We start from the raw sequence: 16,652 nt of genomic DNA, 5'->3' as shown, positions 1-16,652 counted from the left end.
GCTGAACACATGACGCCAGAACAGTGCGTGAACCTCGGGTGATGCCGTCCGTGCCCATGCGGACTGGTAGCCAGCCTCCTTGGCCCACTTCAACCCGGTCGATTCGCTGACGCCCGCCTCGACTGCGGCCTGCGAGGGCGTCTTGCCCGCACCGACCGCCCGCCAGAACGCTTCACGCACCTCGCTCGGCAAACTCCCGCCACGCGGACGTCCACGGCGACGCTTCAACTGCGCACACACAGCTACAGCACCTCTCAAAAGAGACAGGTGTTGCAGCGATCACTTGAGCCCGCCGAGGCTTCCTCCGCTGTCAGACGTCAATATGAGCAGGTCGCAACGACGGGAAGCATGCAGACCTACAAAGCCTGTCCAAACCATGACCAACTGAGACGATCGCTGGCAGAACGCTGCGTCGCCAGTAAATATGGAGCGTATGAGCCAGCACACCAGTGCCGATGTCATCGTCGTCGGACTCGGCGTCGCCGGAGAATCAATCGGGGGCCAGCTCGCAAAAGCCGGCTTGGACGTGGTCGGGATCGAGTCCGAACTCGTCGGCGGCGAGTGCCCGTATTGGGGCTGCATTCCCAGCAAGATGATGATTCGCGCGGCCAATCTGCTCGCCGAAGCGCGCCGAATTCCCGGTATGGCAGGTTCGGTCAGCGACATCTCACCCGATTGGTCACCCGTCGCCGAGCGCATCCGCAAGGAAGCGACCGACACGTGGGACGACACCGTCGCCGTCGAGCGCTTCCAGGACGCGGGCGGTCATTTCATCCGCGGGCAGGCGAAGATCCTGGACACCAAACGCGTCGAGATCGACGGCCAAGTGATCGAAGCCCGGAAGGCTCTCGTCATCACGACCGGAACCGCAGCATCGATTCCGCCTATCCCAGGTCTCAAGGACACGCCGTACTGGACGAACCGCGAGGCTATCGCGACCGAGACGCTGCCGAAGAGCCTGCTGGTGATTGGCGCTGGGGCGATCGGCTGCGAGATCGGGCAGACGTTCGCCCGCTTCGGCGTCGACGTCACCATCGCCGATGCGGCGGACCGCGTGCTTCCCCTGGAGGAACCGGACTCGAGCAAAGTCATCGCCGACGTCTTCGAGAAGGAAGGCATTGGTGTCCGCGTCGGACTCGGCATTGAACGAGTCGAACACTCGGACAACGAATTCCGCGTGTTCACCAAGGACGGCGGCGACCCGTTGGTCGCGGAGAAGCTCCTGATCGCCACCGGTCGGCGCGCGCGTGTCGATGAGCAGACGTTGACCAGTCTGGGCCTGTCCGGCAAGCCAGGACCACTGCCAGTCGACGATCGACTGCGGGTCACCGACGGTGTGTGGGCCGCAGGCGACGTCGCCGGAAAGGGCGCCTTCACGCACGTCGCGACCTATCACGCCGACATCGTCGTGCGAGACATCCTCGGTCAGCCCGGCCCGGCGGCGCAGTACCACGCACTCCCACGGGTGTCGTTCACGGATCCGGAGGTCGGGTCGGTCGGCCTGACCGAAAGCCAGGCTCGCGAGCAGGGCATCTCCGTCGCGACCGGCAGCGCGCAGACCGCTTCGTCATCACGGGGTTGGATTCACAAAGCCGGGAATGAGGGCTTCATCAAACTCGTCGTCGACGCCGACCAGGACATCATCGTCGGAGCGACGTCGATCGGTCCGTGCGGTGGTGAGGTGCTGAGTGCACTCTCGGTTGCCGTCCATGCCCGAGTGCCCGTATCGACCCTGGAGAGCATGATCTACGCGTACCCGACATTCCATCGGGGTATCCAAGACGCCATCCGCCATCTTCGCGCCGACCAGAACGGGAAGTGAACCGATGACCAGCCAGGCAGTTGAGCATCCGAGCGACGTCGTCTGTCGTTACGACGTCGTCCGCGGCGACACCGAACGCCTTGCCGAGCCGCTGTCGCCGGAGGACCAGACGGTTCAGTCGATGCCGGACGTGTCGCCGACGAAGTGGCACCGTGCGCACGTCACGTGGTTCTTCGAGACCTTCGTGCTGTCGGAGAACGAACCGGATTTCGCGCCGTTCCACGACAAGTACTGGTTCCTGTTCAACAGCTACTACGAGGCCATCGGACCGCGGTACTCGCGCCCGATGCGCGGAGTCATCACCCGGCCGGGCGCGCACGATGTTGGGGACTACCGACGCAACGTCGACGACCGCATGCGCGACCTCATCACCACCGTCGACGGCGGGACGCTGGAAAAGATCCGTCCCATCATCGAGCTCGGATTCCACCACGAGCAGCAGCACCAGGAACTGCTCCTCATGGACATCAAGCATGTGCTGTCGCTCAACCCGATTCAGCCGAAGTACACCGACGCACCGCTGGTCACCGGCACGGCCGGCCGGCTCGGCTGGCAGGAGTACAGCGGTGGTTTCGTCGAGATGGGCCACGCTGGGGGCAGCTTCTCGTTCGACAACGAACTCCCCCGCCATCGACTGTGGCTGGAGCCTTATCGACTGTCCGACCGCCTCGTCACCAACGGCGAATGGCTCGAATTCATGGCGGACGGCGGCTACGAACGCCCCGCGCTGTGGCTGTCCGACGGCTGGGCGAAGATCACCACCGAGGGATGGCGGGCGCCGTTCTATTGGCAGGAGATCGACGGTGTGTGGGTCGAGCACACATTGCACGGCACGTATCCGGTCGACCCGAACCTGCCGGTGTGCCATGTCAGTCACTACGAAGCGGATGCGTTCGCATCCTGGGCGGGCAAGCGACTCCCCACCGAAGCCGAGTGGGAGAACGCCGCAGCCGGCGAGCCAGTCGTCGAACCGTCCGGAGCCTTGCACCCGAAGCCCGCAGACCCGTCAGCAAGCGGCCTCAAGCAGCTGTATGGCGAGTGTTGGCAGTGGACGTCGTCGTCGTACCTCCCCTACCCGGGCTTCCACCCGGCGGCCGGCGCGATCGGCGAGTACAACGGCAAGTTCATGTCGAGCCAGATGGTCCTGCGCGGTAGCTGTGCATTCACGCCGAGGGGGCACGCGCGGAATTCGTACCGCAACTTCTTCCCGCCGGGCGCGCGCTGGCCGCTCACCGGTCTGCGCCTCGCCGACGGCGGGCAGCCCCGCTAGTACCGAAGATTCGGGTTGTCGTGCACCCACCATCGCCAGCCGGGCGGTGCCGGCGGCCAGGAGGGATCGGGGATCCAGCCGTACGGCGGCACCCAATCCGGCGGCATCGACGGCCAGCCCGGCGGCGGGGTGAAGTGCCACTTCTCGCGGGCCGGCGGTCGCGGCTCCCACGGGAACTGCGGGTTCGCGTGCCGCCGCCACGCCATCACCCATGCGATGAGGCAGCCCACGAGAAACAGCCCCGTGGCCACCTGAAACAGCGTCCACATATCGCCCATCGGTTGTTGATAGCACGTGCGATAAGCTGATCACGCAGAGGGGAGGCCGAATGAGCACGCCGCACGAAACTGAACACGATGATTCGTTGGCGCCCACCGAGGCCGAGATCGAGGCTCTGCGCAAGGAGATCGACGAACTCGATGCCACGATCCTCGCCGCGGTGAAGCGCCGCACCGAGGTTTCGCGCATCATCGGCCGCACGCGCATGGCTTCGGGCGGCACTCGCCTGGTCCACAACCGCGAGATGCAGGTACTCGAGCGATTCAGCGAACTCGGCCAAGAGGGCCACACGCTGGCAATGCTGCTTCTCCGCCTGGGGCGCGGGCGTCTGGGACGGTAAGTCCCACCTTGAATTGCATCTGAACAGCTTCGTCAAAGGGCACTGACGAGCCTGTTTGCGCCGCTAATGTCGCAAAACATGAGCGGTGACATCACGCAGACAGACGCCTGGAAAAACCTCGCAGCCCACCAGCAGCAAATCGCCTCGACGCATCTGCGTCAGATTTTTGCCGACGATCCCGAACGCGGGCGCGACCTGACGCTCACCGCCGCCGACCTCTACATCGACTACAGCAAGCATCGCGCGACCCGCGAAACGATCGCCCTGCTGGTCGAATTGGTGAAGGCCTCAGACCTCGAGTCCAAGCGCGCCGACATGTTCTCGGGTGTGCACATCAACACCGCCGAGGATCGCGCCGTCCTGCACACCGCACTGCGTCTGCCGCGTAGCGCATCGCTCACCGTCGACGGCCAGGACGTGGTCAAGGACGTCAACGACGTCCTCGATGCCATGGGCAACTTCACCGACAAGCTCCGCTCGGGCGAGTGGCGTGGTGCCACCGGCGAGCGGATCAAGACGGTCGTCAACATCGGCATCGGCGGTTCGGACCTCGGCCCGGTCATGGTCTACCAGGCACTTCGCCACTACTCGGACGCCGGAATCGAGGCTCGGTTCGTTTCCAACGTCGACCCGGCCGACCTGGTCGGCAAGCTCCACGGGCTCGACCCGGCCACAACGCTCTTCATCGTCGCGTCCAAGACGTTCACGACGCTCGAGACCCTGACCAACGCCACCGCGGCACGTCGCTGGCTCGTCCAGAAGCTGGGTGACGGAGCCGTCGCGAAGCATTTCGTCGCCGTCTCGACCAACGCCGAGAAGGTGTCCGCGTTCGGTATCGACACCGCGAACATGTTCGGCTTCTGGGACTGGGTCGGCGGCCGTTACTCGGTGGACTCGGCGATCGGCCTCTCGGTCATGTGTGTCATCGGCCGTGAGCAGTTCGGCGAATTCCTCGCCGGCATGCGCGCGATGGACGAGCACTTTCTGAACACTCCGCTCGATCAGAACGCTCCGGTTCTGCTCGGCATGCTCGGCCTCTGGTACTCGAGCTTCTTCGGCTCCGACTCGCGGGCCGTGCTCCCCTACTCGAACGACCTCGCACGCTTTGCCGCCTACCTGCAGCAGCTGACGATGGAATCGAACGGAAAGTCGGTCAAGGCCGACAGCACACCGGTCACGACGCCGACCGGCGAAGTGTTCTGGGGTGAACCGGGAACGAACGGCCAGCACGCCTTCTACCAGCTGCTTCACCAGGGCACTCGACTCATCCCGGCGGACTTCATCGGGTTCGGCGAACCGACCGACGACCTGCCGACGATCGACGGCTCGGGCAGCATGCACGACATTCTCATGGCGAACCTGTTCGCGCAGACGAAGGTTCTCGCCTTCGGAAAGACCGCCGAGGAGATCGAGGCGGAAGGGGTGTCGGCCGAACTCGCCCGACACAAGGTCATGCCGGGCAACCGGCCGACGACGACGATCCTCGCGCCGAAGCTCACGCCGTCGGTCGTTGGTCAGCTCATTGCCTTGTATGAACACCAGGTCTTCACCGAGGGCATGATCTGGGGCATCAACCCCTTCGACCAGTGGGGTGTCGAGCTCGGTAAGCAGCAGGCGCTGCTGCTCGGCCCAGTCCTCGAGGAGGAGGCCGCACCTGCACCGCAGGACGACTCGTCGACCGACGCACTCGTCCGCGTATACCGGAGGTACCGCGGCCGTCAGGCTTAGCTCCGACGACAAGAAACCCTGTCTGCCGAATGTTTCGGCAGACAGGGTTTCTCATTTCCTGCCCCACCTGTGAAATATCTGCGCTTCAATAACAACAGTCACACCGTTATAAAACAGTAACAATCTTCACCTCTGTCGCAGTTTTTCACCTCTCGGGGAGGCCCGATGTATCGGCTGGCCGCCGTCTGTTTCGCCGTCGTCCTCGCTGTGCTGATTCCATCGCCGGCCAATGCGACGAGCGACTTCTACACCCCGCCGCCGAGCCTGACGGGCGCTCCGGGTTCGATCATCAAGGCCGAGCCGATGATGATGGCCTTGTCGTTGCCGACGCCGGATGGCGCCTTCCCCGGCACCTCGACTCGAATGATGTACCGCAGCACGAACACCCACGATCAGCCCAACGCGGTCACCGGAACGTACATCGCGTCGGCGCTCCCTTGGCACGGGCACGGCCCGCGTCCGCTCATCGCATTGCCGGCTGGAACACAAGGCCAAGGCGACCAGTGCGCGCCATCGAAGCTGCTCAACCAGCTGATCCACTACCGGTTCCCCCTCGATCTCATGACCGAGTACGAAGTGCTCGCGATCGATGTCTTCCTCGCGCAGGGCTACGACGTCGTGATGACCGACTACGAAGGTCTTGGTACGCCGGGCATGCACACCTACGTCAACCGGAAGGCGCAGGGCTACGCCGTTCTGGACTCCGTTCGGGCCGCCCTGCACATCGCGCATGGCCGCCTCAGTTCGGACTCTCCCGTGGTCACCTGGGGTTACTCGCAAGGTGGAGGCGCCTCGGCCGCGGCGGGTGAGCTGCAGCCGTCGTATGCACCGGACATCAACCTCAAGGGTGTTTACGCGGGCGGCCCGACCGCGGACCTGCGCGCGATCCTGAAGATGGTCGACAGGACTACGCTCACCGGCGTCATCGGCTATGCGATGAACAGCCTGCGGACGCAGTACCCGCCGATCCAGAAGCTCATCGACAAAGAGGCGAACCAAGCGGGTCTGCACTTCCTCGACGCGACGGCGAAGGAATGTGTCGCCGAATCGGCCCTCCGGTTTGCCTGGGCACCGACCACAGCGTTCACCAAGCGCGGCGAAAGCATCAGCCAACTGCTGGATCGCTACCCCGAGGAAGCCAAGTTCGTCGACCTGCAGAAACTCGGCACGGTCGCGCCCACCGCACCGGCGTTGATCCACTCCAACGTCAACGACGACATTCTCCCCAACAGTCAGGCGAACACGCTCGCGCGTGATTGGTGCCGGCACGGTGGACACGTGTGGCTCACGGACGCACAATGGCCGTCGATTCTCCCGACCACCGCGACCGGGCACGTACTCGGAGACCTGAGCGGACTGGTCGAATCGCAGAAGTTCGTCGCCGCGTGGATCAACGGCCAAGTCACCCCGAGTAACTGCGGTGCCACGCACTCCCAGTACTGATCTGGATCGGCTGTCGGTCGTCGACGAGATCTTCCTTCGGGCACACCGGGGGTTGGGCACGCCGACGGTCATGCAGGGACTTTGGCTCACCGACGATCCGGTGGACCGCGAAGCCCTTGCCGTGGTCCACGGGCAACTCGCACGTGGACCTCTCGGGCGTCAGGTCCGACGAGTGCGTGTTCCCGGCGCACGGGCTCGATGGGAGTCGTCGACCCAGACCTGGCCCATCGTCTACTCCGCCGCGCCTGACCCGGTCACCTGGGCCGATGCCCAAGGCGGGGACCTCGATCCGTCCCGCGGGCCCGGCTGGCGAATTTCAGCGTGCGGACTGCCGAACGGATCCAGCCTCATTTCGCTGGTGAGTTCGCATGTTCTGGCGGACGCCCGGGGCCTCATCGCGGCGGTCGACGATGCCCTTCTCGGCGTCAGCCAGCAGCCTCTGCTTGCCGCGCACTCGGACTGGGAGGATGCCCGTCAGACGTGGCGGACGGTGTTCCGGGAGTTCCGGCCGAGGCCCTCCAGGTCAGCGTCCACGCGAACCCCGCCGCGGCCCTTCGCACCGCCCATCTCGGCGATCCTGTCCTTCTCTGCCCCCGAATTCGATCGCAGCGCAGGAGAATCCGGGTCGACGCCGAACAGCCTGTTCGTCCACACCGTGGCGTCCGTGCTCTACGCGACCGGATTTCCGAAGCGGCCCATCGACGTCAGCCTGCCGGTCGACACCCGCGCTCCGGGCGCGGCCGTGATCGGCAATGCGCTTGCGATGGGGTCGACGACGATCGAGCCCACCGACTCGCCCACCGACGTCCGCGCCAAGTGCGGTGACGGTTTCGGACACCGGATGTCGGGTCCGAAAGGCATCCCCGAGGAGTTTCTGCACCTGCTCCCCGACCGCCTCGCTGCACGCGCGACCAAGGGCGCCGGCGAGCTCGACATCCTGTGTTCGAACATCGGCACACTGCCCGACTCTCTCGGCCAGGTCGGCGCCTCTCGGGCACGTTCGGTGGCCGCGCGCGCCATCCATCCGGGGCTGACCCGACTCCCCCGCACCCGCCTGTCCGGCTACCTGTGCCGAAGCGGCGACGAGTACACGTTGTCGCTGGTCAGCCTCGATCGCGAGAACGTCCGGTCCCGCAACGAACTGCAGGCAGCCGCGATGGACTGCCTGCCGGTTCGAGCTACTGCGTGGTGATCAGCAGGTTCCGCCGTTCAGTTTCACCAGCGCCGCCTTGGCTTGGATGAGTCCGTAGCCGTAGCTGGTGTCGCGACCGGCGGAGCCGAGATCCTTGGCCGACTGGTCGATTGCGTTGCGAATGTCGGTGTTCGTCTTGGTCGGAGCACAACTCCACAACAGCGCGGCGATTCCAGATACGTGCGGAGTCGCCATCGACGTGCCGTCCCAGGACTCGTAGCCGCTCGCCGGACGCGTCACCTGGTTGACCACGGTCGCGCTCGGTGAGCCAGAGGTCAACGACAGCAACGTGTTTCCGTCAGTGCCGTTCAGTGCGATCGCCGGGATGGTGCTCGTGCCATTGAGCGTCGCGGACAGCGACGTCGGATCGCTGTTGAAGATGACCGCCGCCGTACCGCCGCCGGCCTGCACCTTCGCCACCTTGTCGGCGAAGGTGTTCGTGCCGCGCTTGCACAACACGACTTTGCCGGTCCAGGCACCCGAGGACTGGCACAGACCACCGTCGACGAGCGCCCCGGTGACACCGGCGCTCGATGCGGAACCCTCGACATTGGTACCCGAGTAGGTGTTTCCGTTCACCGTCACCGTTGAGGTGCTCACGAACGGGACCGTCGACTTCACGGCGACTCCCGGTGCGGAGATTTCGACGTCGCGGTTGCGTTGCGAGAAGCTCGCATGCGCATTGGCCGAGTCCACCGCGGCCACCGACATCACCGACGCGTAGCCCGCCGGATACGACGTCCTCGTATTGCCGTCGTTGCCCGCCGCCGCGACCGACAGCAGTCCCTTCTTGTTCGCGCTGTCGAAGGCCTTCTGTTCGATGTAGCTCGCGGTCGGGCCGCCCAGGCTCATGCTCACGACATTCGATCCGGCCGCCACGCACTTGTCGAGTGCAGCGACGAGGCTCGACGAATAGGCCCAGTCGCCGTTGTCGCCGAAGACGCGCACGATGTGCAGGTTCACGCCCGGATTCACACCGATGACGCCGAGGTCGTTGTTGACCGCGGCGATCGTGCCCGCCACGTGCGTGCCGTGGCCGAGGCCGTCGACGTTCCACGGGCCGGCCCCACCGGGGTCGCTGTCGCCGGTGACGTTCTTCGGAATGTCCTCGTGCCCGGTGTAGAGGCCGCTGTCGATGATGCAGACCTTCTTGTTGCCCGGGTTCGGCGCCTTGATCTGGTCCGCTTGCGTCAGCGTGATGCCGTACGGCACCGATTGCGACATCGGGTAACGCTCGACATCGGGCTCGATCCACGTGATGCCGCGACTCGCGCGCAGCACTTCGATCTTGCTCTTCGCCACCAAGACTGCCGCGGCGTTGTGTTTACCCAGGTCAGTGACGATTTTCGCGCCGACGGCATTGATTGACGCCTTGGCCTGCGCGGCATTGCCGGCGCTGTATTCGACGAGGTAGCGGGTCGTTCCCGTGTCCGCGTTAGCCGGCGCCGGTAAGCACACCGCAGCCACCGCGACCAACGCCGCAGCGACTATTCCGACACCAGATTTCGAACGCACAACACACTCCCTCAAACGTGACTCGGGGGCGACGCTATCGACGGGATTCGCGGCGACTCGCGGAAAACATGCGGCCCGGTCTGTTTCGTGATCGCACGGAGTCGGAAACTTCACAGTTGCTGGCACACCTGGGGAAATGTGCGGCACCCTGAGGTAATGGTCGAGGTCGTCATCGAATCCGGGACAGTCCGAGGATTCGCACGCAAGGACCTCGTCATGTGGCGAGGTGTCCCCTACGCGCAGGCTGAGCGATTGCAGAAGCCCGAACGCGCCGCGAAGTGGAAGGGCGTGCTGGACTGCACCGAGTTCGGTTTCCGCGCACCCCAGCACGCGAAGCCGGACACCTCCGAAGACTGTCTGACCCTGAACATCGTCCGACCGAAGTCCGCGTCGGCGCGGCCGCGTCCCGTCGCGATCTTCATCCACGGCGGTTCCTACTCGAACGGCTGGTCGGGCGAACCGATCTACCTGGGCGAGCGCCTCGCCCGCAAGGGCGACATCGTCTACGTGAGCATCAACTACCGCCTGGGCGCTCTCGGATATCTCGATCTATCGCTGTTCGGATTTCCCACGAACCTCGGCATTCGCGATCAGGTCGCGGCGCTGCAGTGGGTCAATCGAAACATCGCGGCATTCGGCGGCGACCCGAACAATGTCACGATCTTCGGCCAGTCGGCCGGAGGGAATGCCGTCACGACCTTGATGTGCGTGCCGAAGGCGCGCGGGCTGTTTCACCGTGCGATCGCTCAAAGTCCGCCGGCGGCATCGGTTTACAGCACCGAACGCGCGCAGCAATGGGCACGTGAGTTCGCCGCGATGCTCGGCGTCGACGAGTCGAATGCGGCTGAGGTGCTGCGTCGTGCACCGGCGTGGCTGCTCGTCGACACTGTCGAGGAACTGACCCGTCAGCACGCTGACGATCAACCCGGTACCCGGGCACTCGCGCCGATCGTCGACGGCGATGTGTTGCCGGTCCATCCGCTCGACGTTTTCGAACGCGGCAAGGCTGCTCCGGTGCCGTTGTTGATCGGGTCGAATCTTCACGAGGGACGCTTCTTTCCCGCGTTCCTCGACATCCTGCCGACGAACCCCGACCGGATCACGAAGATGTTCGAGGAAACCCCGGACGACGTGCGCGAACGCGCGGTGGCGGCGTACCGCGGATATCCGCAACGGCACACTGCGTCCGACCTCGGCGGCGACATCGTGTTCTGGGAGCCGTCGATCCTGGTGGCGCAGGCGCACACCCGAGTTGCCCCGACGTTCATGTACCGCTTCGACTTCGTCCTGCGGCTGCCGCGACTCCTCGGTATCCGCGCGACCCACGGGATCGACCTCATCCCGACGTTCGGCGAACTTCGACCGTGGCGCACGCGCGGGGCGACCGTATTCGGCCCATTCCGGAAGATGCGTGCCGTTCGTGAAGTGACGCAGCGACATTGGATCAACTTCATCCGGGACGGGAACCCCGGCGAGGGGTGGCCGGCCTACTCGTTGGAGAAGCGCGAGACGCTCATCATCGACAGCCCCTCCCGCGTCGAGATCGATCCCCGCGGGGAATTGCGCCGAGCCTGGCTCGGCTACCGGCACCGCCGCTGATTACTTCAAGAGACGCGACATCCGGCGATCAGCGAGCGGTTTCCCGCCGGTCTGGCATCCCGGGCAGTACTGGAACGACTTGTCTGCGTAGCTGACTTCGCAGATCGTTTCGCCGCACACCGGGCAGGGCAGTCCGGTCCGGGCGTGGACCTTCATTCCGGAGCGCTTCTCCCCCTTGAGACGCGCCGCGTCCTCGCCGACGAGTCGACTGGTCGCTTCGGTGAGCACATCGCGCATCGCATCGTAGAGCGGCCCGGGGTCGATCTTGTTCGCCATTGCGAACGGCGACAGTTTCGCCGCATGCAGGATCTCGTCGGAGTAGGCGTTGCCGACCCCGGCGATGAGCATCTGATCAGTGATCGCGTTCTTGATCCGTTGCGAGGCGCCGGACAGGATCTCGCCGAATTCCTCGCGGCTGACCTCCAAGGCATCTGGCCCGAGGCGGGCGATACCCGGAACTTCCTTGGGGTCCTTCACGATCCACACCGCGAGCCGCTTTTTCGTGCCCGCTTCGGTGAGGTCGAACGCAGGCGTCTCGGCTTCCGGCGTGAACAGGTGCACCCGCAAGGCCAGCGGTCCACGTCCCGGCTTGGGCGGCGCGACCGCCGGGTTGTCGATCCACCGCAGCCAGCCGCCGCGCGAGAGGTGCGTGATGAGCCAATGCTCGCCGCACCGAACTCCGAGGTGCTTGCCCCACCGGCCGACCGCGGTGATGTCACGTCCCTGCAGTTCGGTGGGCGAGGGATCGAACGTCTTGAGGACGCTCAGCGCGACGATGTCGACGCGCCCGATGACGGCGCCGACCGCATTCGTCTCGAGAAACCGGCGCAGCGCCTCGACTTCGGGCAGTTCGGGCATGGGACCAGATTATGCGTCCGCTCCATCCCTCGCAGTCTGCTTGATCACCAACGAAGATGGGGAGTACACCGACCAATCGAGGAGGTCGCGATGGCTCAGGTCCCTCCGGTCCGCATCGTCCAAGCTGCGAACTTCGTCCGCAACAAGCTGCACAACCTCACTCGGCGGATGGCACCCGCACCCGTTCAGGTACTCGAGATCGCGGGCGGCTTCATCAACAGCCAGGTCGTCTACGCCTCGACCAAGCTCGGGATTCCCGATGCGCTGTCATCCGGGCCGAAAAGCGCTGCTGACATCGCGACCGCGGTCAACGGAAATCCTGATGCCGTGCACCGACTGCTGCGCGCAGCCGCATCGATCGGGCTGTTCGCGCTCGATTCCCATGGCCGCTTCGGACTCACCGCGATGTCCCGAACGCTGTGCTCCGATGCCGACGATTCGATGCGGCCCGTCGTCCTCATGCTCGGCGACCCGTCGTACTGGTCGCCCTGGGGCGAACTGACCTACGCGATCCAGACCGGGAAGCCCAGTGCAGACAAGGTCTTCGGCAAACCGATGTGGGAGTACCTGGGCGACAACGAGGAATTCGAAACGGTCTTCAACAACGCGATGACCGCGCTGACGAAGCTCGACTGGCCAACTGTCGCAGCGGTTTACGACTTCACTCCGTTCGACACCATCGTCGACATCGGGGGCGGTCAGGGACAGCTCCTCAAGCTCATTCTCGAGGCGGCACCGAACGCGTCCGGAATCCTCTTCGAGCAGAAATCCGTTATCGAGCAGGCGGCCGACTTCCTCGGAGAATGCGGCACTCTCCCCCGCTGCACGCTCGAATGCGGGTCGTTCTTCGACACGGTTCCGCTGGGTGCGGACCTGTACGTCATGCGCCGGGTGATCCACGACTGGGACGACGACGATGCGGTCGACATCCTCAGCACGATCCGTCGGTCGATTCCCGATCACGGCACCCTCGTCGTTCTCGAAAGCGTCGTTCCCGAGGACAACTCACCGCACTTCGCGAAGACGCTCGACCTCGACATGCTCATTTTCGCGGGCGGCCGAGAGCGCACCGAGGCACAATTCCGGACCCTGGTAAAGCGCGCCGGATTCGAGGTCAGCCGCGTGATCCCGACGATCTCGACGTTGTCGGTCATCGAGGTCAAGCCACGCAAGTGAACTGGTTGGATCGTGGCGATTGGCCTGCGGTTCGTGCGGGCTAACCGTCAGGATATTGCCCGAACTGCCGGGATACCCGGCTGACTAACGGACTTCGTGACCCGGATGGAAGTCGCGCACATCGGCGAGGGTCAGCAGCGGTGCGTCCGCATGAAACACCTCGCCGCGTTCGGTCGTGATCAGGTAACCCGTGTGGTCACCCATGAAGATCCGGTCGAGAATCCGTCCGCCGAACCATGCGGCGGCGGTGTCGAGAATCGGGAGCCCATTCGGCCCCGGGTGCCAAAAACAACGGTCGAACTTGTCGACATCGTCGCCGCTGATTTCGCCGAAAAGGCGCGCCAGCTCCATGTTCCGACGATCGACGACATGAACCGCCAGATGCGACGCGCGCGCGGCAACTCCCGCCGTCTCATTCGCGTTCGAAATTCCGATCAGGAACCGCGCCGGCCGGATGCTCGCCTGCATGGCGAAACCAACAAGGCAACCGGCAGCCAAACCCTGCACTGCCGTGGTCACGATGTAGACCGGGTAGTCGAGTCGCGCGGCAGTCGTTCCGAATGCATCCACCTCCTACGTTTACCCGTCCTGCCAGCGGGTACGCGCTGAGCATGCCGGATCCGCATCCCGGCGACCTCGCCGAAAGAATCGCTGCCCTCGCCACCTCCCGCGGCGCCCGAGTCGGCGTCGCGGAGTCCCTCACCGGCGGCTCGATCGCCGTGAATCTGGCGGCCGCGGACGGAGCTTCCGATTGGTTTTGCGGGGGCATCGTCGCTTATTCACCGCACGTGAAATTCGACGTGCTGGGTGTACCGCACGGCCCGATCATCAGCGAGCAGTGTGCACTCGGAATGGCACGAGGCGCCCAGAAACTGCTCGACGCGGACGTCGTCGTCGCGACGACCGGCGTCGGCGGCCCCGAACCGGTCGAAGGACAGGACGTGGGAACGGTGTGGCTGGCGACGGCGACCCGAACGACGACCGCCTCGGTCCGGATCAATTTCACCGGCGATCCCCCGACCGTGGTGAAAAAGGCAGTTGGAGCGGCGTTGCAGATCTTGCTTCGGACGCTCGAAAGTCCGGAGGCAGCGCACGCCGCCGAGGCCATCGCGATCTAACCCCGCAGCAGATAGATATCCATGATCCAGCCCTTGCGTGCCCGGGCCTCGTCACGCGCAGCCTTGATCTGCGCCCCCACGTCGCCGACTCGACCACTGAACAGCATCTCGTCCGGCATACCGAGGTAGGCACCCCACCAGATCTGCACGTCGTCCGGGAGATCGAGAAACGCACAGTCGGCATCGAGCATCACGACCGCATCGGTTCCGTCCCAGCCCTCGCGGAGCTTCCGGGCTGTCGTGATGAGAACGGACTCGCCGATCCGGTTCAGCACGATGCCGTGCCGCGCGCACAGCGCGGACACCGCGGTCACGCCCGGGATGACCACGACCTCACCCGAGAAACGGCTGCGCTCGACCACGCGCAGCGTGCTGTCGTACAGCGCGGGATCACCCCAGACGAGAATCCCACCCACGCCGTCGATGTCGTCGAACAGCTTCGCCACGCGTTCTGCGCGTTCGGCGTGCCAGCGATCGACGGTTCCCGGGTAGTCACCCGGTCGCCGGTCCCGGGGCGGATCGGGCAGTTCGATGACCTGAAACTGCTGGTGCGCGTGCTCGCCCAAGATCGCGGTCCGCACATCGAGCAATTCCTGCTTCTCGACTCCCTTGCCGATGACGATGAAGGTGTCGATCTTGTTGATCGCCTTGACCGCCTGAATGGTCACCTGATCTGGATCGCCAGCACCGATGCCTACGACATATAGCCTTTGCACCTCTTTAGACTGCCATTGTGGATACCCAGTACGAGGACCTGCTCCGACTTGTGCTTGCTGACGGCACCCCGAAGTCGGACCGTACCGGCACCGGGACGCGAAGCGTGTTCGGGCACCAGCTGCGATACGACCTGCAGCAGGGATTCCCGCTCATCACGACGAAGAAGGTTCACCTCAAGTCGATCGTGTACGAACTTCTGTGGTTCCTCCGCGGCGAGTCGAACATCAAGTGGCTGCAGGACCGCGGCGTCACCATCTGGGACGAATGGGCTGATGAGAACGGCGAACTCGGACCTGTCTACGGCGTGCAGTGGCGCTCGTGGCCGACACCGAGCGGCCAGCACGTCGACCAGATCACCCAGGTCCTCGAGACCCTCAAGCGCGACCCCGACTCCCGCCGCATCATCGTCTCCGCATGGAACGTCGGCGAGATTCCCGAAATGGCACTGGCGCCGTGCCACGCGTTCTTCCAGTTCTATGTGGCCGACGGAAAGCTGTCGTGCCAGCTGTATCAGCGCAGCGCCGACCTCTTTCTGGGCGTGCCGTTCAACATCGCGAGCTACGCGCTGCTGACCCACATGGTCGCTCAGCAGACCGATCTCGAAGTCGGCGACTTCATCTGGACCGGCGGCGACTGCCACATCTACGACAACCACGTCGAGCAGGTGCAGTTGCAGCTCTCGCGCGAGCCGTTCGACTTCCCGCAGCTGAATCTACGCAAGGCGGACAGTCTCTTCGACTACGACTTCGACGACGTGGTGATCGAGGGCTACCAGCACCACCCCGGCATCAAGGCGCCGGTGGCCGTTTGATCGGGATGATTTGGGCGCAGGCCCGTGGCCGCGTGATCGGGTCCGAGAACTCGATTCCGTGGCACGTCCCGGAGGATTTCGCCCACTTCAGAATGGTGACGATGGGCCAGACGGTCGTGATGGGCCGCCGGACGTGGGAATCGCTTCCGAAGAAGCCGCTGCCGGGCCGTCGCAATGTCGTGGTGACGCGGCGCCCGAAGTGGGTGCCCAACGGAGCCGAGCGAGCCGGTTCGCTCGAAGAAGCCCTCACCGGCGATCTCTGGGTCATCGGCGGTGCCGAAATCTATCGCGCCGCAATGCCATTGGCTGATGTCCTGGAAATCACCGAGGTCGACATCTACGTGCCTGGCGACGTGCTCGCCCCAGAGATCCCGCACGCTTTCCAGCTCAGCCAGGCGGGCGAATGGCAGGTGTCGGTCAAGGGCCCGAAGTACCGGTTCCTGAGGTACGAACGCCGCTAGCGGGCCCACGCCTGCTCAAATTGTCGTCGGACAGCGGTGGAAGCCGCGGCGGTTTCAAGCGGTCGCTGCAACTGGTTCGGTTGGATTGGACAGTAGTTGTTCGAGGGCCTCGGCTGGGGTTTTCCAGCTGAGGGTCTTTCGCGGTCGGCCGTTGAGCTCGGATGCGACGTTGTCGAGGATTCCCGGGCCGTGGAACGAGAGGTCCGTTCCTTTCGGGAAGTATTGGCGCAGAAGCCCGTTCGTGTTCTCGTTGCTGCCGCGCTGCCACGGTGAGTGCGGGTCGCAGAAGTAGATCGGCATGCCGATCGTGGCGGTGATTTTGG

17 protein-coding genes and 1 pseudogene are annotated in these 16,652 nt (G+C 64.7%); 11 read left to right on the top strand and 7 right to left on the bottom strand.

Going from position 1 to position 16,652, the window contains the following annotated elements; genetic code table 11:
- Window positions 1-240, bottom strand: a pseudogene (locus tag F600_RS26220) (hypothetical protein); the annotation flags it as partial.
- A gap of 193 nt (window positions 241-433) precedes the next feature.
- Here F600_RS26220 and F600_RS0100110 point away from each other — a divergent pair.
- Both F600_RS0100110 and egtB read left to right on the top strand, forming a co-directional pair.
- On the top strand, window positions 434-1,822 hold the full coding sequence (locus tag F600_RS0100110) for a dihydrolipoyl dehydrogenase family protein (RefSeq protein ID WP_040629851.1): 1,389 nt from the start codon (window positions 434-436) through the stop codon (window positions 1,820-1,822).
- A gap of 4 nt (window positions 1,823-1,826) precedes the next feature.
- Window positions 1,827-3,092 (top strand): ergothioneine biosynthesis protein EgtB, encoded by a 1,266-nt coding sequence (gene egtB, locus F600_RS0100105; RefSeq protein ID WP_018158536.1) that lies wholly within the window; start codon window positions 1,827-1,829, stop codon window positions 3,090-3,092.
- On the opposite strand, the gene F600_RS0100100 is transcribed toward egtB, so the two are convergent.
- Window positions 3,089-3,370, bottom strand: coding sequence for a hypothetical protein (locus F600_RS0100100; protein WP_018158535.1), 282 nt, complete (start codon window positions 3,368-3,370; stop codon window positions 3,089-3,091). The genes egtB and F600_RS0100100 overlap by 4 nt on opposite strands.
- Before the next feature lie 50 nt (window positions 3,371-3,420).
- On the opposite strand from F600_RS0100100, the gene F600_RS0100095 reads away from it, so the two are divergent.
- The 4 genes from F600_RS0100095 (at window position 3,421) to F600_RS0100080 (ending at window position 8,074) form a co-directional block, all read left to right on the top strand.
- Window positions 3,421-3,711 carry a chorismate mutase gene (locus tag F600_RS0100095; protein WP_018158534.1) on the top strand — a complete coding sequence of 97 codons (291 nt, stop codon included), beginning with the start codon at window positions 3,421-3,423 and terminating at the stop codon, window positions 3,709-3,711.
- A 78-nt stretch (window positions 3,712-3,789) separates the two neighbouring features.
- On the top strand, window positions 3,790-5,439 hold the full coding sequence (pgi, locus tag F600_RS0100090; protein ID WP_040629848.1) for a glucose-6-phosphate isomerase: 1,650 nt from the start codon (window positions 3,790-3,792) through the stop codon (window positions 5,437-5,439).
- Window positions 5,440-5,604: 165 nt separating this feature from the next.
- Entirely contained in the window at window positions 5,605-6,882 is a 1,278-nt protein-coding gene (locus F600_RS0100085; RefSeq protein ID WP_018158532.1) for a lipase family protein, read from the top strand.
- Complete coding sequence (locus F600_RS0100080; protein WP_018158531.1) at window positions 6,860-8,074, top strand: hypothetical protein; 1,215 nt, start codon at window positions 6,860-6,862, stop codon at window positions 8,072-8,074. The genes F600_RS0100085 and F600_RS0100080 overlap by 23 nt, the downstream gene beginning before the upstream one ends.
- On the opposite strand, the gene F600_RS0100075 is transcribed toward F600_RS0100080, so the two are convergent.
- The gene (locus F600_RS0100075; RefSeq protein ID WP_081628640.1) at window positions 8,075-9,589 is read right to left on the bottom strand and encodes a S8 family serine peptidase; all 1,515 of its coding nucleotides are present in this window, start codon (window positions 9,587-9,589) and stop codon (window positions 8,075-8,077) included.
- 156 nt (window positions 9,590-9,745) lie between these two features.
- Here F600_RS0100075 and F600_RS0100070 point away from each other — a divergent pair, with 156 nt between their 5' ends.
- Entirely contained in the window at window positions 9,746-11,188 is a 1,443-nt protein-coding gene (locus F600_RS0100070; RefSeq protein WP_018158529.1) for a carboxylesterase/lipase family protein, read from the top strand.
- Here the strand turns inward: F600_RS0100070 and F600_RS0100065 are convergent, their stop codons facing one another.
- Window positions 11,189-12,046 (bottom strand): Fpg/Nei family DNA glycosylase, encoded by an 858-nt coding sequence (locus F600_RS0100065; RefSeq protein ID WP_018158528.1) that lies wholly within the window; start codon window positions 12,044-12,046, stop codon window positions 11,189-11,191.
- A gap of 90 nt (window positions 12,047-12,136) precedes the next feature.
- Here F600_RS0100065 and F600_RS0100060 point away from each other — a divergent pair, with 90 nt between their 5' ends.
- Window positions 12,137-13,222 carry a methyltransferase gene (locus tag F600_RS0100060; protein ID WP_018158527.1) on the top strand — a complete coding sequence of 362 codons (1,086 nt, stop codon included), beginning with the start codon at window positions 12,137-12,139 and terminating at the stop codon, window positions 13,220-13,222.
- Between the two features lie 84 nt (window positions 13,223-13,306).
- On the opposite strand, the gene F600_RS0100055 is transcribed toward F600_RS0100060, so the two are convergent.
- Window positions 13,307-13,792 (bottom strand): flavin reductase family protein, encoded by a 486-nt coding sequence (locus tag F600_RS0100055; RefSeq protein ID WP_018158526.1) that lies wholly within the window; start codon window positions 13,790-13,792, stop codon window positions 13,307-13,309.
- 41 nt (window positions 13,793-13,833) lie between these two features.
- Here F600_RS0100055 and F600_RS0100050 point away from each other — a divergent pair, with 41 nt between their 5' ends.
- Window positions 13,834-14,340 (top strand): CinA family protein, encoded by a 507-nt coding sequence (locus F600_RS0100050; RefSeq protein WP_018158525.1) that lies wholly within the window; start codon window positions 13,834-13,836, stop codon window positions 14,338-14,340.
- Here the strand turns inward: F600_RS0100050 and cobF are convergent.
- On the bottom strand, window positions 14,337-15,056 hold the full coding sequence (cobF, locus tag F600_RS0100045; protein WP_026305990.1) for a precorrin-6A synthase (deacetylating): 720 nt from the start codon (window positions 15,054-15,056) through the stop codon (window positions 14,337-14,339). The two genes, F600_RS0100050 and cobF, sit on opposite strands and share 4 nt — an antisense overlap.
- Window positions 15,057-15,073: 17 nt before the next feature.
- Between cobF and F600_RS0100040 the strand changes: the two genes are divergently transcribed.
- The gene (locus F600_RS0100040) at window positions 15,074-15,868 is read left to right on the top strand and encodes a thymidylate synthase (RefSeq protein WP_018158523.1); all 795 of its coding nucleotides are present in this window, start codon (window positions 15,074-15,076) and stop codon (window positions 15,866-15,868) included.
- A 5-nt stretch (window positions 15,869-15,873) separates the two neighbouring features.
- Complete coding sequence (locus F600_RS0100035) at window positions 15,874-16,329, top strand: dihydrofolate reductase (RefSeq protein WP_018158522.1); 456 nt, start codon at window positions 15,874-15,876, stop codon at window positions 16,327-16,329.
- Window positions 16,330-16,383: 54 nt separating this feature from the next.
- Here the strand turns inward: F600_RS0100035 and F600_RS26215 are convergent.
- The coding region (locus tag F600_RS26215) for an IS30 family transposase (protein ID WP_018158521.1) at window positions 16,384-16,652 on the bottom strand (269 nt) is incomplete at its 5' end.

Origin of the sequence: Smaragdicoccus niigatensis DSM 44881 = NBRC 103563 (genome assembly GCF_000380645.1) — a bacterium.
Classification (GTDB): Bacteria; Actinomycetota; Actinomycetes; order Mycobacteriales; family Mycobacteriaceae; genus Smaragdicoccus; species Smaragdicoccus niigatensis.
This window is presented reverse-complemented; position numbering and strand designations above follow the sequence as displayed.

What these genes read in the sequence shown, in the direction of transcription:
- F600_RS0100095 (WP_018158534.1), top strand. Translation starts at nt 3,421, where the DNA reads ATGAGCACGCCGCACGAAACTGAACACGATGATTCGTTGGCGCCCACC.
- F600_RS0100050 (WP_018158525.1), top strand. Translation starts at nt 13,834, where the DNA reads ATGCCGGATCCGCATCCCGGCGACCTCGCCGAAAGAATCGCTGCCCTC.
- F600_RS0100070 (WP_018158529.1), top strand. Translation starts at nt 9,746, where the DNA reads ATGGTCGAGGTCGTCATCGAATCCGGGACAGTCCGAGGATTCGCACGC.
- egtB (WP_018158536.1), top strand. Translation starts at nt 1,827, where the DNA reads ATGACCAGCCAGGCAGTTGAGCATCCGAGCGACGTCGTCTGTCGTTAC.
- F600_RS0100100 (WP_018158535.1), bottom strand. Translation starts at nt 3,370, where the DNA reads ATGGGCGATATGTGGACGCTGTTTCAGGTGGCCACGGGGCTGTTTCTC.
- pgi (WP_040629848.1), top strand. Translation starts at nt 3,790, where the DNA reads ATGAGCGGTGACATCACGCAGACAGACGCCTGGAAAAACCTCGCAGCC.
- F600_RS0100060 (WP_018158527.1), top strand. Translation starts at nt 12,137, where the DNA reads ATGGCTCAGGTCCCTCCGGTCCGCATCGTCCAAGCTGCGAACTTCGTC.
- F600_RS0100065 (WP_018158528.1), bottom strand. Translation starts at nt 12,046, where the DNA reads ATGCCCGAACTGCCCGAAGTCGAGGCGCTGCGCCGGTTTCTCGAGACG.
- F600_RS0100085 (WP_018158532.1), top strand. Translation starts at nt 5,605, where the DNA reads ATGTATCGGCTGGCCGCCGTCTGTTTCGCCGTCGTCCTCGCTGTGCTG.
- F600_RS0100035 (WP_018158522.1), top strand. Translation starts at nt 15,874, where the DNA reads ATGATTTGGGCGCAGGCCCGTGGCCGCGTGATCGGGTCCGAGAACTCG.
- F600_RS0100110 (WP_040629851.1), top strand. Translation starts at nt 434, where the DNA reads ATGAGCCAGCACACCAGTGCCGATGTCATCGTCGTCGGACTCGGCGTC.